Below are 23,215 nucleotides of genomic sequence, written 5' to 3'. Positions count from 1 at the left end.
GCATCATTTGATATCGGGTCAAAAGAGGAGGCAGAAGATGAGAAAGATCATTATGGATGTGGACACCGGCACCGATGATGCGATCGCGATCATGGCCGCTGTCATGGCGCCTCAAATCGAGGTGGCGGCGCTGTGTACCGTCCACGGAAACACCAGCGTGTCCAACACGACGAAAAACACGCTCAGGGCAGCCTTTGCCGCCGGAAGAGAGGATATCCCCGTCTATCCGGGAGCTGCGGGCCCCATGGTAAAAGACCTGTCGGAGGTAAGACGCATCCCGGTGCCGGAACCGGTGCTGGGGGGCACGGCGGAGGTGGACGGGGTCACAGTATCGATGAATCCTGATCTATTGCCCCTGCCGGACCCCTCCTGCGCGCCGCAGGCCACGCCCGCCCCACTGTACTATCTGGAATTTTTGAGGACCACGACAGAGAAAGTCACAATTGTCGCTACAGGCGCGCTGACAAACCTGGGGCTGGCATTGTCGCTGGACCCGATGCTCGCGGAAAAAATAGAGGAGCTTGTGATCATGGGAGGAGGGGTGAAAAAGAGCAATATCACCGCTTCGGCAGAGGCCAATTTTTATAAGGACCCGGAAGCGGCGGCGATCGTTCTGCAATGTGGCGCGCCCATTACTCTGTGCACGCTGGACGCCACCCACAGCTGCGCTCTCACAGAGTCCCACGAGCGGAGGCTGAGAGCGATAGGAAATACGGCAGCGGTGTTTACGGCAAACGATGTACGGGCCCGGCGGGAGAGTTATGCGCGTTTTCAACCGCTGGAACGGGCGGGGACAGCCCCCATCCATGACGCGCTGTGCATCGCGTATCTGATCGACCCCACCGTCTTGACCTGTGTGGAAGATGCGGCCTGCATGGTGGAGTGCTCAGAGGGGATCGGTGACGGGAGACTGCAGGTGGATACCCGAAGTTTTCACGCGGCGCCAAACGTCAGACTGGTCACACAGGCTGATCCGGACAAAATGTGCGATATTCTGGCAGAAGTTTTTTCCGGGAGAGGGGGAGTAACGGGATGAGCATGAAAAAAAGGCGCGTTGTTTTGGATGTGGACGCCAGCAGCGGCGGGACCGCCGCCGTGTTATTGGCTGCGTCCTCTGGAAGGTTCCATCTGGAAGGAGTGACGACGGTCTGGGGGCGGAAGCAGCCCGCAGAGGCCGCGGCACAGGCGCTTATGGTGGGGGAAATGCTGAAAAAAGAATTTCCCATCTGCCCGGGATGTCCCGGCCCCTTGGTGCGGGAAGTTTACCGGCAGGCGCCGGAAAGGGAAGACGGAAGAAAACCGGCGCCGCTGCTTTCTCCCTTTTGCACAGAGAAACACGCGGTGGACTATCTGATCCGGCAGTGCCGTGCCAGCACAGAAAAGCTGACGATCTTGGCTATGGGACCACTGACCAACCTCGCTGCGGCGATCCGCATTGCCCCGGACCTGTTGGAAAATGTCCGGGAGATCGTCGTGGCCACAGGAGGCGCAGGAGGGACGGACAGCGCCTTTTGCCCCGAGGGAAACGTCTTTCAGGACCCTGAAGCTGCCAAAATCGTGGCTGAAAGCGGCGCCCGGGTCATATTTTTGCGGCGGAATATGGTGCGGCAGACGTTTTTGCCGGAGGGATATGCCGCAAAGTGCCGTGCCCTGGGCAGCCCCGCAGGCGAGTTTTTTGCCCGGATATTGGAGGGGCAGGCCCTTGCCTACAGCGGACCGCGGCCCCGGCGGCAGGCGGATATCGCCCCCATCCAGGCGGCGCTGAGTTTCGCTTATCTGGTCGACCCCGCCAGCCTGGGGAAGCTGGAGCATATTTCTTTGGACATTTGTTTGGACAGAGGCGCGGGGCGGGGAGCGGTGTTGATCGGCGACCCGCATTTCAAATTGAAGAAGAACGTCTGGATGGCGAACGAAGCAGATGCGGACCGGGTGGGAGAAATTGTATTGGAGGCCCTGCGCGAAGCGCCGGCGGGGCAGTGAAAGGCGGAAAAAATGTTTGATCTTATAATTCGGAATGGAACTCTGGTGACTTCTGCGGGGAGACAAAAGCTGGATATTGCGGTAAAGGATGGACGCATCGCCGCCCTTGGGGAGGGGAATGCACAGGCAGCCGCGCGGGTGGTGGATGCAGCGGGCCTTTATCTGCTGCCGGGATTGATGGATACCCATGTGCATTTTCGAGACCCTGGCCTTACCCAAAAGGAAGACTTCGCTACCGGTTCCCGGGCAGCACTGTATGGAGGTATGACCTATGTGGTGGATATGCCCAATGTAAAACCGGTCACGTCCACAGCGGAACGCCTGCGGGCACGCACAGAGCGCGCCCGCAGGGAAGCCAGCCTGGAAATCGGTTTTTTTGCTCTGCTCACTGCGGACAACCTGGAAGAGATGGACGCGCTGAAGCAGGCCGGCGCCGTGGGTTTTAAAATCTATCTGGGCACCTCGGTGGGAGAGATCGCTGCGCCGCCGGACGGGGTGATGCTGGAACAATTCCGCCGCGCCGCCCGCCTTGGGATGAGGATCGGATTTCATGCGGAAAACAATGCCATCAACGACTATTACACCGCGCTTGAACAGGCGGCAGGCTGCACAGACCCAGGCGCCCTGATCCGGGCCCGGCCGGATTTTTCTGAGGAGGAAGCTGTTTGCAAAGCCATCGCCTATGCCCGGGAGACAGGGGCGGCCATCCACATTTATCATGTGAGCAGCGGAAAAACGGTAGACCGGATACGGGAGGCCAAAGCGGAGGGGATCGACGTGACAGCGGAGACCTGTCCGCATTACCTCTTCCTGGATCAGGCGGATTACAAACGGCTGGGCGTCTTGCTGAAAGTATACCCTACCGTTAAAACGCAATGGGACAAAGAAAAACTCTGGGCCGGTCTTGCCGATGGGACGATCGATATGATCGCGACCGATCATGCGCCGCATCTCCCGCAGGAAAAACAAGGAGGGCTGTGGGAGGCCATGGCCGGAGTGGCGGGCGTCGAGATCTCGGCGCGGCTGATGCTGGATGCGGTAAACCGGGGAAGGCTCACACTGGAGCAGCTTGCGGCATGGATGAGTGAAAACCCTGCCCGCATTTGGGGACTGAAAGAGCGGGGCACAGTAAAATCTGGGCAGCCTGCTAATCTGACGGCAGTGGATCTAAGCCGCCGCGGTGTCATTCACAATGCGCGGCTGCATGGCAAGACCAATGTGACGGCGTTTGACGGGGTAGAGACGATCGGAGCGCCTGTGTTTTCGGTCACAGGAGGAAAATTGTTTGAGATACCGCTGAAATAGGGATTCAGGACGGCTGTGTGCGTTCAACGGAACCCTGTTTTTGGCAATGATCCTGTCTTGTGTAGACGTGAAAGGGATCTCCAGTGGGGCTGTCAGCTTCGGCTTCCAGGCCCACTGGAGATCTTTTTCACAAGGGGCGATTATCGGTGCTCCGCCCGCATAAGACACGCGGGTTCCCCTGTTGTCCGGTGTTGTCACGTCGGGGCCTTTTTCTCCTGTTTGTGATGCTGAAAGAAAAACTGGGAGAAAGGCGTATCAGGCGTATAAAAAAACGGAAAGAGAAAAACTGCAAACCACTGCAGGCCAAAAGAAAAATTAAGAGCGCCCTCAAGTGGAAATTTGCCCATAACTGTGGTAGAATACAAAATGAATCAAAGCGCGCAAAAGCTGTTTTGCCGTGTTTTTCGCCTTTCAGAGGGCAAAATAAAGGTGATTTGAGGTAGCAGAATGGGTAAATTCAATTTTATTGCGACAGAGCTTCCCGGCGTTGTGATCATCGAACCGACCGTATTCCCGGATCCGCGCGGTTATTTTATGGAGACCTATGCCCGCCGCGACTTCGCAGAGGGCGGCATCGACCGCGAATTCGTGCAGGACAACCAGTCCAAAAGCACGCGGGGCGTGCTGCGGGGCCTGCACTTTCAGAAACAGCATCCGCAGGGCAAACTGGTGCGGGTGATCTCGGGCGAGGTGTTCGACGTGGCGGTGGACTGCCGCCCCGGCAGCCCGGCCTACGGCAAGTGGACCGGCGTCGCGCTCTCGGCGGAAAACAAAAAGATGCTCTATATCCCCGAGGGTTTCGCCCACGGGTTTCTGGTGCTGTCCGACGAGGCCGAATTCACCTATAAATGCACCGACTACTACACCCCCGGCGACGAGGGCGGCATCCCCTGGAACGACCCTGACATCGGCGTCCAGTGGCCGGATGCGGGCGTGGCGCCCCTGACCAGCGAGAAAGACGGCAAGCACCCCGGCTTTGCCCGGCAAAGCTTCGATTACTTTAAAAGGTGGGCCGACTGATGCAGAAGATGAAGCCCTATTTTAAGGATTTCTGGCGCTATCGCCACCTGCTGAACAATCTTATCAGCCGGGATATCAAGGTGAAGTACAGGCGCAGCGCCCTGGGCCTGATCTGGAGCGTGCTCAACCCGCTGCTGATGATGCTGGTCATGTACGTGGTGTTCAGCCAGATCTTTCACATGACCCAGCTGAACCGGGGAGATGTGGAGGTCAACTTTGCCGTTTATCTGCTCACCGGCCAGCTGATGTACAACTTTTTTTCCGAGGCGACCCAGACGGCGATGAGCAGTGTGCTGGGCAGCGCGCCGCTGATCAAAAAGGTCTACATCCCCAAATACATCTTTCCGCTGGAAAAGGTCGCCTTTTCCTTTGTCAATGCACTGTTCAGCCTGATCGCGCTGGTGATCGTGATGATCTTCACCCGCACGGCGGTGCACGTCACCGTGCTGCTGTTCTGGGTGCCCATGGTCATCCTGTTCCTCTTCAACTTCGGCGTGGGGCTGATCCTCGCCTCGGCCACGGTGTTCTTCCGCGATATCATGCACCTGTACGGCGTGTTGGTCGCGGCGCTGATGTATCTGACCCCCATTATGTACGATGTGAGCATCCTGCCCGCCTGGGCGCTCAAATTTATCCCGTTTAACCCGATGTACTGGTTTGTCAGCATGTTCCGCGACTTTGTCATCTACGGCCAGATGCCGGGCATCAACGCCTGGATCGGCACCTGCGCGTCGGCGCTGACGTCCCTGGCGGCGGGCCTGCTGCTCTTCAAAAAAACCCAGGACCGCTTTGTCCTGTACATTTAAAGGGGAATCACGGTATGAATATCATCGAAGTGCGCGACGTCTCGATGCGCTTTAACATGGCAAAAGAGCGGGTGGACAACCTCAAGGAATTCTTCATCAAAAAGGCGAAAGGGACCTTGAAGTTTGAGGAGTTCTACGCTTTGAAAAACGTCTCCCTGACCGTGGAAAGGGGCGACGTCTACGGGCTGGTAGGCCTTAACGGCAGCGGCAAATCGACCCTGCTCAAGGTCGTGGCCGGGGTGCTCAAGCCCACGACCGGCACCGCCGTGGTGCGGGGCGTCATCGCGCCGCTGATCGAGCTGGGAGCGGGCTTTGACATGGACCTCACCGCCCGCGAGAACATCTACCTCAACGGCGCCGTACTGGGGCTGGAGACCGCTTTTATCGACTCCAAATTCGACGAGATCGTGGAATTCAGCGAGCTGCGGGAATTTCTCGACGTGCCGCTGAAAAACTATTCCTCCGGCATGGTGGCCCGCATCGCATTTGCCATCGCCACCGTCACCAAGCCGGACGTGCTCATCGCGGACGAGATCCTCTCGGTGGGGGACTTTTTGTTCCAGAAAAAATGCGAACAGCGGATGAAAGAGCTGATGAGCGGCGGCACCACAGTGCTTATCGTCAGCCATTCTATCGAGCAGATCGAACGGCTGTGCAACAAGGTGGCCTGGCTGGACCATGGCCGCATCAAGATGGACGGGCCGGTGGAACAGGTGTGCGAGGCCTACAAGGAGCTCGACCCCGACGCGGCTGCCGAGCAGGAAGCGAGAGGGAAGAAATGAGCGCTTTGCCTGAAAAAAAGACCGCTGCGGATGAGCGCGACAGCGTGGGCAAAGCCATCCGGCGCAACCTTTCCCCCAAAAAGGCGCTGGAGCTGGCCGCCCGCGGCGCGCGCTGCTTTGCCACCCGGGGCGCAGAGGCCACCGGGCGCGAGATCTCGTTCCGGGTGGGCCTGATGCTGGGCCGGGACGACTGGCGCCACCGGGCCGATATCCCCCTGCGGCGGGAACTGCGCGCCCAGCGGGCGGCAAAGCTGCCCCGCATGCCCCTTATCAGCGTCGTTGCGCCGCTGTACAACACGCCGCCGCTGTATCTGCGGCAGATGGTGAACAGCGTGCTGCGCCAGAGCTATCAAAACCTGGAGCTGGTGCTGGTGGACGCGAGCGACCGGGATCACCCCGAGGTGGGGGAGTTCTGCAGATCGCTGCGGGACGCGCGGGTCAACTATGTCCGCCTGGCAAAGAACGAGGGCATCGCGGGCAATACCAACCTGGGCCTGTCGGAGGCCAATGGCGAATATCTGGCCCTGCTGGACCACGACGACGTGCTGCAGCTGAACGCGCTGTACGAGATGGCGCGGGCCATCGGAGAGACGGGGGCGGACTTTCTCTACAGCGATGAGATCGTACTGGGGCCGGACCTGAAGACGCTGCGGGAATACCACTTTAAACCTGATTTTTCACCCGACAGCCTGCGGGGCTGCAACTACATCACCCATTTTTCCGTTTTCAGCCGCCAGCTGCTGCAGGCGGCCGGCGGCGGGGAGGACCGGCGCTACGACGGCGCGCAGGATTTTGATCTGATCCTGCGGCTGACCGAGCGCGCGCAGCGGATCTGCCATATCCCCAAAGTCCTCTATGTCTGGCGCAGCCATGCGCACTCGACGGCCAGTGATATCTCGGCAAAGCCCTATGCCATCGAGGCGGGGGCCGCCGCGATCCAGGCGCAGCTGGACAGGCTGGGTCTGGCGGGGGAGGTGGAGCCCCAGGAGGGCGGCCCGGGCAGCTACCGGGTGCGGTATGCCCTTGCCGCGCACCCGCTGGTCTCGGTGCTCATCCCCAACAAGGACCATGTGGAGGATCTGCGCCGCTGTCTGGACAGCCTTGCCGCAAAGGCGGGCTATGACGAGATGGAGATCCTGGTGCTGGAGAACAACTCCACCGAGGCCGCGACCTTCGAGTTTTACAAAAATGAGCTGCCGAAATACGGCCGCTGCCGGCTGGTGACCTATACCGGGCCGTTCAACTTTGCCGCGGTCAACAATCTGGGTGCGCGCGAGGCAAAAGGGGAACAGCTGCTGCTGCTGAATAACGATATCGAGCTGCTGTCGGACGGTTTTATCCCCGAACTGCTGATGTTCTCCCAGCGGGAGGACGTGGGCGCAGTGGGGGCGAAGCTCTATTACCCGGACGACAAGATCCAGCACGCAGGGGTGTTTATCGGTTTGGGCGGCAGTGCCGGGCACAGCCACAAGGGCCTGCCGCGGGACAACCGCGGCGATCTGTACCGCCTGTCCACCGCCCAGAACATGAGCGCGGTGACCGGGGCCTGCCTGATGGTGAAAGCCTCGCTCTACCGCGAGCTGGGCGGTCTGGATGAAAAAAACTTTGCAGTCAGCTACAACGACGTGGACTTTTGTCTGCGGCTGCGGGAGCGGGGCTATCTCAATATCTTCACCCCCTACGCGGAGGCTTATCACTATGAGAGCAAGAGCCGCGGCCTGGACACCCAGGGCCCCAACGCGCGCCGCTACGCGGGGGAGCGCCAGCGCTTTTGTGAAAAATACGCCGCGCTGCTGCGGGACGGCGACCCTTATTACAACCCCCATTTCACATTGCTGTACGAGAATTACGGGTACAAATAAAAAAACAGCCGCGGGCTGCTTTTCGGCCGGGACGCAGGCTGGAGGGCGGCCCTGTGCGCCCTGTGGCCACGGCTGTCAAAAGGAAGCCTTTTGCTGCGGGGCGATGAGGACCGCACGGAGCGAAACGATCTGTTCCCAATGATCTGTTTGCGGACACGGGCGTTGCCCCTCTGTCATGCCGCCGTCCGCGGGGACGGCGCGGCCTGCCCCCATCTTGGCTTTTACCCGGGCCGCCGCAGCGAGGGGCGGGAACAGGACTGTTCTGGCTGCCGCTTTTTATGCGCGGGTGTCTGCGCCCGGGCTGCCCAAAGGGCGGGGCGCGGCAGGGACCTGCGCGCGGGTCTGCCGTGCGGGACCAAAAGGCGCCGCGGCCGGGCCCTCTGATTTTATCTCAGTAATTTATCCCAGTAAGGAGAACATATGCATCGTCTCAAACGGTTCAAAGAACTGGTATTGCTTTTTTTTAAAATGGTGCGCGAGGATGGCCCCGGCTTTACCCTGCGCAAGATGAGCGGCTTTCTGCGCCGCAGGCTGCGCCGCAAAAAGGGGCGTTTTCTGCCCGCACGGGCGGAGCTGGAGCGCCAGCGGCGGGAGGACGTCACGGCCCTGCCCCGGATCAGCATCTGCACTGCGCTTTACAACACGGACCCCAAATTCCTCAAAGAGTTTTTGAACAGCTTTCTCTATCAGACCGATCAGAACTCAGAGCTCTGCCTCGCGGACGCCAGCGATTCCGAGCACGCCTATGTGCGCCAGATCGTCTCGGCCTGCAAGAGTCCGCGCATCCAATATGTAAAGCTGGACCGCAATGCCGGCATCAGTGAGAACACCAATGCGGCCGCGCGCCTGGCCACCGGTAGCTATCTGGCCCTGGCGGACCACGACGACATCCTGTCGCCCAACGCCTGCTATGAGCTGGCACAGGCGGCGGCTTCGGGCGCCCAGTTCATCTACAGCGATGAAGCGCTGTTCTCCGGCGATTACCTGCGCCCCCGGGTGGGGCATTTCAAGCCGGATTTTGCGCCCTATTACCTCACCAACTGCAACTATATCTGCCATATCGCCGCTTTTTCAGCAGAGCTGTTCTGGAAAGTGGGGGGGCTGAGGGCGGAGTTTGACGGTAGCCAGGACCACGATCTCTTTTTCCGTCTCACCGAAAAGACCAAAAAGATCTGCCATATCCCCAAGGTGCTGTATTATTGGCGACTGCACGAGGGGAGCACCAGCAGTGGCGTGGAGGCCAAACCCTATGTGGCGGAGGCGGCAAAGCGGGCCATCGACGAGCACCTGGCCCGGAAAAAGATCAGGGGACATGCGGTGGACGGCCGTTTTCCGTCCACCTATAAGGTGGAGTACGATCTGCGGATAAAGCCGCTGGTGTCGATCCTGATCCCGAACAAGGACCATGTGGAGGACCTTTCCCGCTGCCTGGAGAGTATTTACGGCAAGACCACCTGGCCGAAGTTCGAGGTCATCGTCATTGAAAACAACTCGCAGGACGAGGCGACTTTCCGCTATTACGAGGAGCAGCAGGCCGCGCATGCGAACCTGAGGGTGGCGCGCTATGAGGGCGCGTTCAATTTTTCCGCCATCAATAATTTCGGCCGCGGACAGGCGCAGGGCAAATTCCTGGTGCTGCTCAACAATGATATTGAGATCCTCACGCCGGACTGGATCGAGCAGATGGTGATGCTGGCAAAGCAGCCAGGCGTGGGCGCGGTGGGCGCTATGCTCTACTATCCGGACGATACCGTTCAGCACGCGGGCGTGATCACCGGCCTTGGCGGCTATGCCGGGCACAGCCATAAGTACGCCAGGCGCGGGCACAGCGGGTATATGTTCCGGCTGGCGACCGTGCAGGACCTATCCGCCGTGACGGCGGCCATGATGATGGTCAAAACCGCAGTCTTTGATGAGGTGGGCGGGCTGGACGAGGGGTTCACCGTGGCGTTCAACGATGTGGACTTTTGCCTGCGGCTGCGCGGCGCGGGCTACAGCGTGCTTTTCACCCCCTATGCCGAGGCCTATCACTGCGAGAGCAAAAGCCGGGGTCTGGACAAAAAGGGGGAGGCGAAGGAACGTTTTGACGGCGAGCGCGCCCGCCTGAAAGCGCGGTACGGCGAGGTCCTGCTGCGCGACCCCTTTTATAACCCCAGCCTGACGCTGGACATGGAAGATTTTTCCGAGGCCGCGGTATTGCCCGCCTATTGAACGGATGTCCGGGGCGGAGCCGTGCGGCCCGCCCCAGAAGCTGTATTTTATCTGAGGAGAGGAGGCTGCTGCGCATGAAGCTGCTGTCAAAGCCGGACAGAGTCGGTATTTTTGCCTTTTATGATGCGGACGGCATTGTGGACGATTATATCCCGATTCTGGTGGGGGCTGTGCGGGAACACTGTGCCTATCTGCTCTGCGTGGTCAACGGGGAGCTGACGGCAGAGGGCCGGCAAAAGCTGGCCGCAGTCTCAGACGAGATCCTCTGCCGCCCCAACGAGGGCCTGGACGTCACCGGGTATAAAGAGGGCCTCTTTCATCTGGAAGAGAGGGCGCGCGGCGCCGACGAAGTTCTGTTTTTCAACCAGACCGTGTTTGGCCCCCTCTATCCGCTCGAAGAAATGTTCAGCGCAATGGGCGCGCGCGATCTGGATTTTTGGGGAATGACCCGGCACAAGGGCCTGCAGGCCGACCTCACCGGCACTATGTGGGAAAAGGTGGAATACGGCTATATCCCTCCCCATATCCAGAGTTATTTTTTCGCAGTGCGCAGCAGCCTGCTGCAGAGCCCGGAGTTTTGGAAATATTGGCGCGGGCTGCCGCCGATCCATGATTATGTCGAGGCAGTCAGTTTTCATGAGGTGAAGTTCACTAAATATTTCGAGAATCTTGGATTTTGCGGTGAGCCCTATCTGGACTGCAGTGAGTGGGAACCCTATATGGATTATCCCCTGATGGGGATACCGGTGGAAATGGTGAAAGAAAAGCGTGCGCCGCTGGTGAAACGCAAAAGCTTTTTTGCGGCACGCACTTCGATCCTTGGCATCCCTTTTGGAGGAGAAAGCTGGGAGCTTTATCTTTACTTGAATAAGCTTAAAACTTACAGGACTGAATACATTTTACAAAATGTAACGCGGACAGTATCCTGTGCGGAATATACTGCGGCCCTGGCGCCGACTTTTTGCCCCCGGCCGGGGACGGCAGAGCAGGGACGGACGGCCCTGGTACTATGGCTGTCAGATCCCATGATATTCCCTTACGCCGCAGCGGCGGCTCGTTCTCTCCCGGCGGGGGGACAGATTTTTTGTCTGGTCACTGATGGCGTATTAAAAGCAGCGCTAGAAGATTTTCTGCCCCAGGCCAAAGTCTTGATCGAAGAAAAAAATGGCTTTTTTAGATTGTTTCGAGATCTGTGGCAGGAGATAAAAGCCTATCAATACTGCTGCTATTTACCGCTTGTGCCTACTTTTCTGCCAGACAGCCTACAAGATATGTCATTGGTTCACAGCAATTTTAGGGCCTTGGGTGATATTTCAGCAGATTTAAAAATGCTGCGCGAGGTGCCCGGGATCAGCGTTCTCTCCCCGATTCCGGAAGGACTGGGAAACGCTTTTTTCAACACTTTGTCGGTAAAGACGCTCTCTCCTTTAGTGGAAATATTGAAAGAAGCTGAAATAGGAAAACAATGTTTGGGAGAAGAACTGCTGCGGCTGCCGGGAAGCGCCTTTTTTGCGGAGACAAAAACCCTTGAGCTTTTGAGCGGCCTTCCCTGGGAAAAAATATCTTCTCTTAAAACGGAACTGCCGGCAGAAGAATTTTTGCTTCCCCTTGCTGCCCAGTCCTGTTCTAAACTGTGTGGTTTTTGCGCATCCTGGGCAGATGTGACCCGGGAATATTGGAATGCAAGAGAATATGCGATGCGCTTTGCGAGGATATTTAAGACACCCAGCAAGCAAAAGCCGGACCTGATCGAATACCGCATGCGCGGGATCAAAGATTTTTATGACGAGCGCCGCTATCAAATGACGTTGGAGCAGGCCTTTAAAGCGAAGCTGGGCTTCAAACAAAAGCTCTGGATCATTGTGCAGCTGCTGCTTTCGCCGCAGGCGTTTGAACGGCTGCAGCGTCTGCTGCACGGGGGAAAGCTGCCGCCGGCCCCGCCGCACCCGCAGGACCCACTGGATTGAGAGGGAAAATCGTGAAGAGAATTAATGGCTTGATAACGCGGCACGACCTCAGCGCCCGCACGCTCTGGATCGCGGCCCTGGCATTGGTCGGCCTCAAAATTTTGCTCTGCAGTTTTCAGCTCATGTATGCGTCGCCGGATCTCTCCCCCATCGACGATACCCTGATGGTGGACCTGGCCAAAAGCATTGCCGCGGGCCGGTGGCTGGGGGATTACAACTGGCTGACTTTGGGCAAACATTCATTTTTTGCGCTCTGGCTCGCTTTTTTAAACAAGCTGGGCCTGAATTTTCTCATCGGGGGCCAGCTGCTGTTCGCGGTGGGCGCTTTGCTGCTGCTGGGGGCGCTGCGGCCGCTGTTCAGGACAAATCTGGCGCGGTTTTTCGTTTTCGGCATCGTGCTCTGGACCCCCGCCTCCTGGGCGGAGCACAGCCTGCGCGCTTACCGGGACAACATTTATCCCGCCCTGGTTTTGCTGTCCTTTGCGGGGCTGCTGGGCGCCTTTGTGCGCTATCGAGAGCCCGCCCGCCGGGCGCTGCCGTTTTATCTCGCCGCGGGCCTGGCTTTGGGCGCGGCTTGGCTGTCGCATGAGGACAACGCGCTGCTGGTGCCCTTTCTGCTCTGCGCGGCGGTCCTTTACATCGTTTTTCTGCTGTGGGGCCGCGTGGGGCAAACGGCGGCAAAGCTGGCGCTGCTGGCGGTGCCGCTGGCGCTGTGGGGCGGTTGTGTTGCGGCCTGGTGCGGCATGAATCAAAAAGTCTACGGCCGCTTTATCGTCAGCGACTTCACCTCAAGCGAGTTTTCGGATGCGATGGGCGCGCTTGCCCGCGCCTGCCCGGAAGACCAGCAAAGGTATCTGCTGGTACCGCGAACCACCAGGTTTGCCCTCTATGAGGTGTCTCCGACTTTTGCGGCGATCGAGCCTTATCTGGAGACAGAGGATATCTACAACGGATACGGCAGCGTTCCAGACCAAGAGATCAACTCCGGGGGCATCCATTGGGCGATCCGCAAGGCAGCTGGCCTTGCTGGCTATTATGCCGATCCGGAAACAGCGCGCCAGTTTTATGCCGCGGTGGCAGAAGAGGTGAACGCGGCCTGTGACGCCGGGCTGCTGCCCGCAGGCGCAAAGCGGTCCGGCACCTTTGCCCCGTTCAAAGGGGAATACCTTGCGCCCACGCTGCAAAAGTTCAGCGAGCAGCTGCGCATTTTGGCGTTTTATGAGCAGACCCGGCCCACCGCGCTATTATCTATTGCCACACCCCAGCAGAGCACAGACTGGGAAGAGTTTCTGCATTGTAACAGCACAAAAGTGGCGATAGAAAACACCAATGCTGCATATTTTACTCCTGTTCAGCACTTTATCTACAAATTTCTTAACCTTGCCACCTGGCTGCAGCGCATCCTCCTCTGGCCCATGCTGCTTCTGGCGGGATGGTGGCTTTGCCGCACAGCGGCCTCGGCGGTGCGCGGCCTTCGCAGAAAACAGCCTCCCCGGGACCTGCTGGGCGCTTTGCTGCTGTTGGGCTTTCTGTTGAGCGGCCTGCTGCGGGTCGCGGCGATCTCTTATCTGATGGCGGTGAGCTTTTCCATCAAGGGATACCTGATGTATCTGGCGCCGGCCTGCCCGCTGCTGCTGGCATTTCTGGCATATGGCACAGCCAAGTGGCTGGAGGGGCCGCAGCAGGAGCGGGAAGAGCACACGGACGGGAAACAGAGCGCCTAAAGCCGGAAAGCTTCGGCGCTCCCCGGCAGCTGTGTTTTGTTCCTCACACGGCGCGAAAACGTCTGACCGCGCGCCTGCATTTTCTGCGGGGCCGGCAAAGGCGGCTGCTGCGACGGGCTTTTCCGTCTGCGCTGCAAGCCGGCGCGCTGGGGTTTCAGGGCCAGGGCAATGGCAGCGGCTCCGGCCGGCCTTTGCGTGCCGCGCTGCAAAGGTGATCGCGGCTTTGCAGGCGGGCCGGGGATGGGGCGCAGCGGCCGACACCGAAAAAATCGTCTCACAAAAGGCGCTTTCCCGGCAGCCCTGCCGGGAAAGCGCCTTTTGTGCCGTATCCGGGCTTTGCCGGTGCCGGCCACGGCCGCGTCCGGATCTTGCGGCCCTAAAAAGCGGGCCGCTTTGACAGCCCCCGCACAGCAGAGGCGGCGCGGCGGAGGACTTGCCGCCCCAAAAGCACAAAAAGCCCCGGCACGCCGCCGGGGCTTTTTGGCTGCATCCTTTGCCGCAGCTACAGCGTGGTCAGCAGCAGTTCACAGATCCCGCTGACCCGGTAGGCGCCGCATCCCGCGGGGACAAAGACGCATTCCCCCGCGGCGATGGCAAGGCTGCCGCCCGGGTATTTCAGCTCCGCTGCGCCGCTGGTGAGCAGCAGCGCGTGGTAACTCCTGCTGTCGGCGCAGAGCGGGACAGAATCCCGCACTTTCAGCAGGGTGGTGGAAAAGTAGTCGCACAGACCCAGCACTGTCTCGGTGTAGCCGCCGCAGTCCATCTCCGGCCCCACGGGGCCGACGGGCCGCTCAGGCGGGGCCAGCCGGGTGACGGCCAGCGCCTTTTCGATTTGAAGCTCGCGCAGGGCACCGTTTTTATCCCTGCGGCCGTAGTCAAAGATGCGATAGGTGGAATTGGAATTCTGCTGGATCTCGGCGATCAGACAGCCCGCGCCGATGCCGTGTAGGGTGCCCGCTTCGATGAACAGAACGTCCCCCGCCCGCACCTTGACCGCGTTGACGTCGTCCAGCAGAGTGCCGTCCTCGATATGGGCGCGAAATTCCTGCTGGGAGATCGGATGCCGAAAGCCGTAGAGCAGCTCGGCCCCCTCGTCCGCCTGGATGACGTACCACATTTCGGTCTTGCCGTGCTCATGCTCCACGGCCATGGCATACTCCTCCGTGGGGTGTACCTGCACCGAAAGCTGCTGCCTGGCGTCGATTAGTTTGATCAGGATGGGCAGGCCGCCCTCCGGGCAGGCAGTGCCCAGGGCCCCGGGGTCTGCGTCCAGGACCTCTTTCAGCGTCCGGCCTGCATCCCCGCCGCTGGCGATGACGCAGGGGCCGTCCTTATGTACGCTGAGTTCCCAGCTCTCAGCGAGGGGGGACAGATCGGTCTGCTTGCCGAATACGGTCCGCAGACGCTGCCCTCCCCAAAGATAATCCTTAAAGACCGGACTGAGCTTGCATGGTGTGCGCATGGTTTACCCTCCCTGTATTTCAGTTTCCGGCGGGGAGCGCCGCCGTTTATTCCATATAATCAGTCACCTGGATCGGCTTGCCGCCCCGGGTGTAGACCCGCTGTACGCGGCGGCCGATGTCGCAGATGATCTCATAGTTTACAGTGCCGCACTTGTCGGCGATATCGTCCACCGAGTCCGCCGCGCCGCCGCCGAAGATGGTGGCCACGTCCCCCTGCTGCACGCCGGGGATGCCGGTGACGTCCACGATGATCTGATCCATGCAGACCCGGCCGACCACCGGCGCGGGACGACCATGGATGGAGACCACCCCCCGGTTGGACAGCGCCCGCTGGTATCCGTCGGCATAGCCCACCGACAGGGTGGCCACCTGCATGTCGCGGTCTGCGGTGAAGATGCGGCCGTAGCTGAGATCGTCCCCGCGGCGGATGGATTTCACCAGGCTGACGGCGGCTTTCAGCTCCAGCGCGCCGCACAGCTCGCTGCAGGTCACGTCGGGGCTGGGACGGTAACCGTAAAGAATGACTCCCGGCCGCACCATGTCCAGCTGCATATCCGGGTAGGCGAGGATCGCGGCCGAGTTGCAGCAGTGGGCGACGGGAAAAGTCACGCCGCGGGCCGCCAGACGGCGGACGGCCTCGCAGAACAGCTCGAACTGCCGTTTGGTGTAGCTGATGTCCTCCGGCAGGGCGGAGTCCGCCACCGCAAAGTGGGTAAAGATGCCGATGTGGCACAGCCCGGGCAGCGCGGTGGCCTCACAGACCTGCGCCACCGCCGCCTCCATATCGTCCCGCACGGCAAAACCGATGCGCCCCATGCCGGTGTCCAGCTTGATATGGACATTGACCGTTACCCCGGCCGCCACGGCGGCCTCCGAGAGCTGACGGGCATATTCCAGCGAATAAACGGTCTGCGTGATGGTGTTGATGGCCAGCATCGCCGCTTTTTGAGGGCTGGTATAGCCCAGCACCAGGATGGGGCGGGTGACCCCGGCGCGGCGCAGCCGCAGGGCCTCGGCAAAACCGGAGACTGCGAACCGGTCTGCGCCGGCTTCTTCCAGTGTGGAGGCGATGACGGCGTCCCCGTGCCCATAGGCGTCCGCCTTGACCACGGCCATGATCATGCTGTGGGGGGCGCGGCGCTTGATGACCCTGAAATTGTGTTCTATTTTGTCCAGGTCGATCTCGGCCCAGCATCTCTTTTCAAATTCCATTCTGGAAGCTCCTTTTTTCCTCTTTCGGCGATCTGCGCGATCCCCGTCCGGGGGCGCGCCTGTGCCTGTTTGGCATTAGTATAGCACAAAAGGGGGGCAAATAAAATAAAAGCAGGGCGACCCCAAAAGACTTTGCCCCATTGGCAGCGGGGCATAAAAGCGGCTGCAGGGACGGTATCGACTCTTTGCGGGCTGCTGCAGGGTCGACAAAAAACAAATTTTAGTACAAAATGTTATTTTTTGGAACAAAATTACAAAAAATAAGAGGCGCCTGCCCCCCTGAGCGGCGGTGCGGCGGCTGTGCAGTCTGCCGCCCCGCCGCCAAAACGGAGAGGCTAAAAGGCAGACGACCCGCCTTGCAGTACATTGAAACGACAATTTTGTACCGCAAACACGCTTTTGCACACAGGGGACCGGGTGTGGTATAATGGCGAAAAAGAAGAGGATACCGCGTTGATGTCTGATGTTTCGCCCTCAGGCGGGGCGCCGATCTTGTCCGCGCTTGGGGCAGGGGGCTGTAAAGCAGCTGCGCCGCGCTTACCCGGAAACGCATCCGCCGGGGACGGCGGGCGCCGCGCGCAGGGGCGTCAAAAGAACAAAAGCGGCAGGGATATCGTTCCGTCACAATAAAAACTCTGCGGCGCGGATGTGGAAGAGGCGTGTAAAAAATGAGAGATTTGATCGTGTTGGATTTTGAGACCACTGGCCTGGATGCCGGGACGGACGAGGTGCTGCAGGTCTCGATGGTGGACGGTGCGGGCTCGGTGCTGATGAACGAGTACTGCCGGCCGGAGCGGCATACCGCCTGGGAGGCCGCGCAGAAGATCAACGGCATCAGCCCCGGCATGGTGACGGACAAACCGACTTTTCGGGAACTTTTGCCCCGCGTACTGGAGCTTTTGGCCGGGGCAAAGACCGTGGTGGCGTACAACGCCGAATTTGAAAAAGGATTTTTAACGGCTTACGGCGTGGATGCGCGCAGGCTGCGCTGGGGCGCGGACCCGATGAAGCTGTTCGCCGCTCATTTCGGCAACCAGCGGCGCACCCTCTCCACCGTGGCGGTCTTTTTTGGCTGTGAGTTCAAGGCTCATGATGCGCTGGAGGACACCCGGGCCACGCTGGAGGTCTACCGGCATCTCTCCGCCGGGCCGCTGCTGCCCCATTTGATGGAGGCCGGCGTCCCGGCGGAAGAACCCGGCTGCCGTACATTTGAAGAGGAAGCGGACTGGCTGCGGCTGCTCAAAACGCTGGGGCTTTCGCCGCTGACCGCTAAAAAGCGCAAGCCTCTGATCTATAAGGGCGTGTTCACAGACGGCCCCGTCGCCTGCGAGGCGGTGGGCTTCGAATATCCCGCCCTGTCCGACGATTCAGCCGTGCTGCTGGTGCAGGCAGGGGAGGCGCGGGTGCGCATCTGTGACGCTTATCTGCGGGAGATGCAGGGAGGTGCGTTTGGTGAAAACGCCCCCGCGGCGGCTGTCCGGCAGCCGCGCAAAAGCCGGGCGGCCGACCGGCCCCGCCCGGCGGCAGCGCCCGCAAAGGAGGAACAGAAAAATTCTGCGCCCGCGCGGCAGGGAGGCAAATACGCGGCCTTTGCGGCGAAAAAGACGGATCTTCGCGCTTTGTCCCCCAATCTGGACGCCGACCCCGACAACCCTTTTTTTGGCAAAACAGTGGTTTTCACCGGTGATCTGACGCTCTCGCGCGGGGAAGCGGCCGCCGCGGTCTCAGCGCTCGGGGCAAGCGTGAAATCCTCGGTATCCAGGCATACCGATTATCTTGTGGTGGGGACGCAGGACGCCGCCCTGGTGGGGGCGAAGGGGTACAGCACCAAAGAGCAGAAAGCGGCGGAGCTGAACGAAAGCGGCAAAGCGGAGATCAGCATTTTGGACGAGCAGCGGTTTATGGCGCTGCTGGCCGATGCCAAGGGGACGTGAGCGCACCTGCCCCGGAACTTTCGCGCAGAAAAGCGGAAAAGTCCCGAAAAGCGGGGAGAACGAAATGGGGGGGCGGGGAACCCGGGCGGAGTTGTGAAAACAAGCAAGGAAAATGCTTTTGCTGTATAGTTTCGCGGCCGCCGGTGAGGAGGACGCAGGCCGGCCCCTGCGGGATGTTGCCCGGAGTATACCGATCGATACCTGCCGACGGCAGGGAGGATGCGGATCGGAATGATGGAGAGAGCGGCGGCTGCGGTCCGTGATCGCATCAGCCGGATCGCCCTCGCCGAGGCCCCGGGGACAAGGGAAACTGTATCTGCCCGCAGCGGCGTGCGGAGCGGTCGTCCGCCGCTGTTTTGCCGTTCTTATTATTTGAAAAATGGCATAAGAGCATACGGCAGAAAAAAAGAGCAAATAAAAGAAAAACAGAGATCGGAATCCATAGATTGCAATAATCAGATTTTTTTGTTGACAAGCCTGTGACAGGCTGTTATAATAACTCGTGCAGCCTTTAAAAAGGTGTTTTCTGCCCGTTTGGCGGGCAGGTCCGATTTTTTTGAAAGAGATCATACGGGAGGAACACGATATGAGCACAACGTTAGCAAAACCCGGCCAGGTCGAGCGCAAGTGGTATATCCTGGATGCCGCTGGCAAGCCTCTGGGCCGCGTTGCCGCCAAGGCAGCTGTTCTGCTGCGCGGCAAAGACAAAGTCATTTTCACCCCGAACGTCGATTGCGGCGACCACGTCATCATCATCAACTGTGATCAGGCCGTCCTGACCGGCTCCAAGCTGGACAAGAAGTTCTACCGCACCCATTCCGGCTGGATCGGCGGTCTGAAAGAGGTCAACTACCGCACCCTGATGGCTGAAAAGTCCGACAAGGCCATGATGATCGCGGTCAAGGGCATGCTGCCCGGCAACAGCCTGGGCGCTGCGGCGCTCAAGCGCCTGCGCGTCTACAAGGGCGCCGAGCACAACAATGCCGCGCAGAAGCCTGAAGTTTACGCACTGTAAAGAGGGGGTAACAAAGAGATGTACGAGACGAAACCTTATTTCTACGGCACCGGCCGCCGCAAATCTTCCGTTGCCCGCGTCCGCGTGTATAACGGTACCGGCAAGATCACCATCAATGACCGTGATATCGACGATTATTTCGGCCTCGAGACGCTGAAGCTGATCGTGCGTCAGCCGCTGGTCCTCGCCGAGATCGAGAACAAGTTTGACATTGTGGTCCGCGTTGCGGGCGGCGGCGTTTCCGGCCAGGCCGGCGCGATCCGCCACGGCCTTTCCCGCGCGCTGCTGCTGTATGATGAAAACCTGCGCCCCGTGCTGAAGAAAGCGGGCTTCCTGACCCGCGATCCGCGCATGAAAGAGCGCAAGAAATACGGCCTCAAAGCCGCTCGTCGTGCGCCGCAGTTCAGCAAGCGCTGATTCGGCCGCTTCCGTATTCTACAGAAAAAGAGCCCTGCTCGCACGAGCGGGGTTCTTTTTATTGCTTTGCGATAAAAGACAACTTGTCTCGGTGGCCCCGCCCTCGCCGCTTGCGCGGCAATTGGGCGAGTGGCCGGGAAAATATCCTGCGGCTATTTTCTGTTGTTCCGCAATCAAAAAGCGACTTATCTTAATGGGCCCTGACCTCGCCGATTGCGCGGCAACCGGGCGGATGGCTGAAAAATAGCCTGCGCTATTTTTTATCAACAAGAGTCTTTCCGGCGCTCTGATCTTTGGCGCCGTACGACAGGGGCGGCCGCGTTTCCGCGTTCCGCTGCACCGTCGGGGCAAAAGAGGCCTGTCGGCTGGGGCATAGTGAAATCGTTCCGCACCGCCGGATCCCAGGACATCTCTCCGCGCGGTAGTGCACCGGCGTCGGATGACCCGGAAAGCAGAGGGAGCGTGGCGGATCGCCGGGAAAAGACGCCGACGCTATGCGGGGAAGTTTTATGCTGCTTTCGTGCTTACTGCTCAGAATCAGGCCCTGCCGCCGGGGCGGGCCGCCGCGATGGCGGTGCGCAGAAAAAGGCAGAAAAACCAAAAAAGAAGAGCCGTTTTGTGCAGCCCGCCAAAACGGCTCTTTTCTATTGACAAAATGGTCTATAAGTTATAGACTTAAAACACGGGGATGGTCTATAATTTATAAACCAAACAAAAAGAAAGAAGAAGGTGATGCAGATGCCGGTAAAACCGCTCACAGAAGCGGAGCTGCGGCTCGCAGAACTGATCTGGGACGCCCAGCCCCTGCCCTCCGGGGAGCTGGTGCGGCGCTGTGAGGAAGCTTTCGGCTGGAAAAAATCCACCACCTACACCATGCTGAAAAAGCTGTGCAGCTGCGGCGTCGCCCGCAATGAGGAAGCCGTCGTCACCGCGCGCATGAGCCGGGAAGAATATCACCGCCGCCAGGGGGAGGCGGTGATCCAGGAGGGGTTCGAGGGCTCGCTGCCGCGTTTTTTGACGGCATTCATGCGGGGGAGAGGGCTGTCCCGCAGGGAGGCGGAGGAGCTGAAAGCGCTGATCGACCGCTGGGAGGAGGCCGGGGATGAGTGAGATATTCAAGACTGTTTTGCAGATGAGCCTGCAGGGCAGCTATGTGATCCTGTTTGTGCTGGCCGCCAGGCTGGCGCTGCGGCGCGCGCCGAAAGGGTTCTCTTATGCGCTTTGGGCCGCGGCGCTGTTCCGCCTGCTCTGCCCGGTCACGCTGAGATCCGTTTTCAGTTTGCTGCCCCGCAGCCAGGCGCTGGCAGCGCCGGTGGAACAGCTGGCTGCCGTGCCGGGCTTTGTCTCCCCGCCGGTGGCTGGGCCGCCGGCGGGGCAGGGCGGGACGGGCGCCGCCTCTGCCGCCATGGCGCCGCTGGAGATCTGCGCGCTGGTCTGGGCGGCGGTGGCCGCGGCTCTGGTGCTGGGCAGCCTGATCTCGCTGCTGCGGCTGCGCCGGTCGCTGCGCGGGGCCGTGCAGGTGGGGCCGGGGCTTTATGAGGCGGCGGGCCTGCCCACCGCTTTTGTGCTGGGCGTGGCGCATCCGCGCATCTATCTGCCCGCGGGCCTGCCCATCCGCGAGCGGGAACATGTCATCCGGCATGAGCGGGTCCATATCCGGCGCGGGGACTGGCTGGTGAAGATGGCCGCTTTTGGGACGGTGTGTCTGCACTGGTTCAACCCGCTGGTCTGGCTGGCCTTTTCACTGGCCTGCAGGGACATGGAAATGTCCTGTGACGAGCGGGTCCTGCGCGAGCTGGGGGACGGGGTGCGGGCGGATTACTCCCGCTCGCTGCTGGCAATGGCCTCCGGCCGCCGCATCTGGAACGGCGGGCCGCTCGCCTTTGGAGAGAACGACGCCAAAAGCCGCGTCAAAAATGTGCTGAACTATCGCCGGCCGGCCTTTTGGGTGATGCTCGCTGCCGCTGCCGCAGTGGCGGCGCTGGCGGCAGGCCTTGTGCTGGACCCGGCGGTGCGGCCCGAGCCGCTGCGCTGGGCCCAGAATCTGGAGGCGGCGCAGGTGGAGCGCATCGAACTGACCGTGATGCCGTCCTCGCCGGAAGAGCGATATCATCTGTTCACAGAAGCGGAGCTGCCGGGCGTTGTCGAGCACATCCGCCAGAGCCGCGGACGGCTGGTGAAAGATCCAGAGAGCATCGCCGGCGGCGGCATGACCCTCACCGTGACGATGAAAGACGGAAGCGTCCACACGGTAGGGAACAACGCCAACACCTATCTGGTGATCGACGGAGAAAGCTTTGACGCAGGCTATGATTGGCTCGCGGGCTGGGATTACCTGGGCGACGCCGCCGCGCCGGTCAGCGGCGGGGCGTCTTACCGGCTGGACCAGCTGCAGCAGAGCATCCGCTACGATGCCGAAAGCGGTGTTTTGCAGTTCACGATCCCGGACGGGATCACGACAGGGGCGCTCGACCTGCAGGTGAGCGGCAGGCTGACCGCGGGCGGTGGTATGAGCTGGCATGCTTTTGAGCGGGAGAGCGCAGCGGCCGGCTGGGAGCCAGGGCGCACCTATACCGCCCAGGTGGACGCCGAATCTCTTGAGAACATCCTCATCAGCGCGGAGCTGAACGGCTATGTCCGCCGCTGGGAGATCGCCGCCCCGGATTTTGAAGTACGGCTCAGCATTTTGGGTAGAGCGGAGAGCAACGAGGTGCAGGACACCGGCGGGCTCAGCTTCCCGCATCCCATGGGCAGCACGCCGGTGACCCTGGCGGACGGCAGCGGGGTGGAGGTCAAGCTGGTCATGACTGCCGGCAAACTCTGGACCGAGAGCGATCCGGATTTTGCGGCGGGCGGGCCTCTGCATGCGGGGGAGAAAAACTATCTCGGCGATTTTGAGATCGTCGTCTCGCGGGACGGGCTCACCCTTTCCAGTATGCCCTTTGTGCCCGGCACCGGCGACACGGCCTGTTTTTACGGGCCGGTGACGCTCCGCGTCATGGACTATAATGACGACGGAGACCCAGACTTTTCCCTGGGAAGCTATCTGTGGAGCGGCGGCAACACGTTTAACCTCTACAGCATCGACCGCACCGGGAGGATCTACCAGATCGGGACGGTGGAGCGGCACGATGAGCCGGAAGCCTCGGTGCTGTTCGGCGTGCCCGCCAACGGCGGCCACATCGTCACGATGCAGTGGAACCAGGAAAAGGGCGATTATGACTATCTCTATTATCACTATGACGCAGAGCAGCGGCTCTTTTTGCCGGAGAACCCCGACGTGTCTCAGGGCGGGGAATGAAAATCAGCCGCAAAGCTGTTGCGGAGGCGATCGGCGGGATGCTGCACAAACAACAATGGCAAGGGCATAGAAATGGAATAAACTGATTTTGAAAGCGAAAGCACCTTGTTGCTTTCGCTTTTTTGATCGCCCCACAAGCAGAGCCATTTATACTTGTCAATGGCGGGCAAAGCCCATTCATCATTGACGAGCACGAATGGCTTTGCTGCTTATTGA

19 protein-coding genes are annotated in these 23,215 nt (G+C 60.2%); 16 read left to right on the top strand and 3 right to left on the bottom strand.

The features are described 5' to 3' along the window. Nucleotides 1-37: 37 nt before the first annotated feature. From H8S23_RS03700 to H8S23_RS03655, 10 genes are all read left to right on the top strand, one after another. Entirely contained in the window at nt 38-1,036 is a 999-nt protein-coding gene (locus tag H8S23_RS03700; protein WP_186886942.1) for a nucleoside hydrolase, read from the top strand. Then, nucleotides 1,033-1,980, top strand: coding sequence for a nucleoside hydrolase (locus tag H8S23_RS03695; RefSeq protein WP_186886941.1), 948 nt, complete (start codon nt 1,033-1,035; stop codon nt 1,978-1,980). Before H8S23_RS03700 ends, H8S23_RS03695 begins: the two co-directional genes overlap by 4 nt. 12 nt (nt 1,981-1,992) lie before the next feature. Then, nucleotides 1,993-3,285: a dihydroorotase gene (locus tag H8S23_RS03690; RefSeq protein WP_186886940.1), complete on the top strand. Its 1,293-nt coding sequence runs from the start codon at nt 1,993-1,995 to the stop codon at nt 3,283-3,285. Between the two features lie 447 nt (nt 3,286-3,732). Next, nucleotides 3,733-4,305, top strand: a complete 573-nt coding sequence (gene rfbC, locus H8S23_RS03685; protein WP_186886939.1) for a dTDP-4-dehydrorhamnose 3,5-epimerase — start codon at nt 3,733-3,735, stop codon at nt 4,303-4,305. Further along, on the top strand, nt 4,305-5,111 hold the full coding sequence (locus tag H8S23_RS03680) for an ABC transporter permease (RefSeq protein ID WP_243165824.1): 807 nt from the start codon (nt 4,305-4,307) through the stop codon (nt 5,109-5,111). The genes rfbC and H8S23_RS03680 overlap by 1 nt, the downstream gene beginning before the upstream one ends. Before the next feature lie 14 nt (nt 5,112-5,125). Next, nucleotides 5,126-5,893, top strand: a complete 768-nt coding sequence (locus H8S23_RS03675) for an ABC transporter ATP-binding protein (RefSeq protein WP_186886938.1) — start codon at nt 5,126-5,128, stop codon at nt 5,891-5,893. Next, nucleotides 5,890-7,755 (top strand): glycosyltransferase family 2 protein, encoded by a 1,866-nt coding sequence (locus H8S23_RS03670; protein WP_243165823.1) that lies wholly within the window; start codon nt 5,890-5,892, stop codon nt 7,753-7,755. The genes H8S23_RS03675 and H8S23_RS03670 overlap by 4 nt, the downstream gene beginning before the upstream one ends. A gap of 420 nt (nt 7,756-8,175) precedes the next feature. Beyond that, a complete protein-coding gene (locus tag H8S23_RS03665; RefSeq protein WP_186886937.1) occupies nt 8,176-9,966 on the top strand; it encodes a glycosyltransferase family 2 protein in 1,791 nt (596 codons plus the stop codon). A gap of 74 nt (nt 9,967-10,040) precedes the next feature. After that, nucleotides 10,041-11,933 carry a rhamnan synthesis F family protein gene (locus H8S23_RS03660; RefSeq protein WP_186886936.1) on the top strand — a complete coding sequence of 631 codons (1,893 nt, stop codon included), beginning with the start codon at nt 10,041-10,043 and terminating at the stop codon, nt 11,931-11,933. Nucleotides 11,934-11,944: 11 nt separating this feature from the next. Next, nucleotides 11,945-13,657 carry a hypothetical protein gene (locus H8S23_RS03655; RefSeq protein ID WP_186886935.1) on the top strand — a complete coding sequence of 571 codons (1,713 nt, stop codon included), beginning with the start codon at nt 11,945-11,947 and terminating at the stop codon, nt 13,655-13,657. Between the two features lie 502 nt (nt 13,658-14,159). Here the strand turns inward: H8S23_RS03655 and H8S23_RS03650 are convergent. Both H8S23_RS03650 and alr read right to left on the bottom strand, forming a co-directional pair. Continuing rightward, the gene (locus H8S23_RS03650) at nt 14,160-15,119 is read right to left on the bottom strand and encodes a type I phosphomannose isomerase catalytic subunit (RefSeq protein ID WP_186886934.1); all 960 of its coding nucleotides are present in this window, start codon (nt 15,117-15,119) and stop codon (nt 14,160-14,162) included. Nucleotides 15,120-15,165: 46 nt separating this feature from the next. Beyond that, nucleotides 15,166-16,332, bottom strand: a complete 1,167-nt coding sequence (gene alr / locus H8S23_RS03645) for an alanine racemase (protein WP_186886933.1) — start codon at nt 16,330-16,332, stop codon at nt 15,166-15,168. A 668-nt stretch (nt 16,333-17,000) separates the two neighbouring features. Between alr and H8S23_RS03640 the strand changes: the two genes are divergently transcribed. The 6 genes from H8S23_RS03640 (at nt 17,001) to H8S23_RS03615 (ending at nt 22,999) form a co-directional block, all read left to right on the top strand. Beyond that, entirely contained in the window at nt 17,001-18,266 is a 1,266-nt protein-coding gene (locus tag H8S23_RS03640) for a 3'-5' exonuclease (RefSeq protein ID WP_186886932.1), read from the top strand. Nucleotides 18,267-18,497: 231 nt separating this feature from the next. Next, nucleotides 18,498-18,749: a hypothetical protein gene (locus H8S23_RS03635; RefSeq protein ID WP_186886931.1), complete on the top strand. Its 252-nt coding sequence runs from the start codon at nt 18,498-18,500 to the stop codon at nt 18,747-18,749. Nucleotides 18,750-18,852: 103 nt separating this feature from the next. After that, a complete protein-coding gene (gene rplM, locus H8S23_RS03630; RefSeq protein ID WP_186886930.1) occupies nt 18,853-19,281 on the top strand; it encodes a 50S ribosomal protein L13 in 429 nt (142 codons plus the stop codon). An 18-nt stretch (nt 19,282-19,299) separates the two neighbouring features. Then, nucleotides 19,300-19,698, top strand: coding sequence for a 30S ribosomal protein S9 (gene rpsI, locus H8S23_RS03625; protein ID WP_186886929.1), 399 nt, complete (start codon nt 19,300-19,302; stop codon nt 19,696-19,698). 738 nt (nt 19,699-20,436) lie between these two features. After that, a complete protein-coding gene (locus H8S23_RS03620) occupies nt 20,437-20,808 on the top strand; it encodes a BlaI/MecI/CopY family transcriptional regulator (protein WP_186886928.1) in 372 nt (123 codons plus the stop codon). Then, nucleotides 20,801-22,999 (top strand): M56 family metallopeptidase, encoded by a 2,199-nt coding sequence (locus H8S23_RS03615; protein ID WP_186886927.1) that lies wholly within the window; start codon nt 20,801-20,803, stop codon nt 22,997-22,999. Before H8S23_RS03620 ends, H8S23_RS03615 begins: the two co-directional genes overlap by 8 nt. Here H8S23_RS03615 and H8S23_RS03610 read toward each other — a convergent pair. Then, the gene (locus H8S23_RS03610; protein WP_186886926.1) at nt 22,984-23,193 is read right to left on the bottom strand and encodes a hypothetical protein; all 210 of its coding nucleotides are present in this window, start codon (nt 23,191-23,193) and stop codon (nt 22,984-22,986) included. The two genes, H8S23_RS03615 and H8S23_RS03610, sit on opposite strands and share 16 nt — an antisense overlap. Nucleotides 23,194-23,215 lie beyond the last annotated feature (22 nt).

Source organism: Anaerofilum hominis, from assembly GCF_014287275.1.
Taxonomy (GTDB): domain Bacteria; phylum Bacillota; class Clostridia; order Oscillospirales; family Ruminococcaceae; genus Pygmaiobacter; species Pygmaiobacter hominis.
This window is presented reverse-complemented; position numbering and strand designations above follow the sequence as displayed.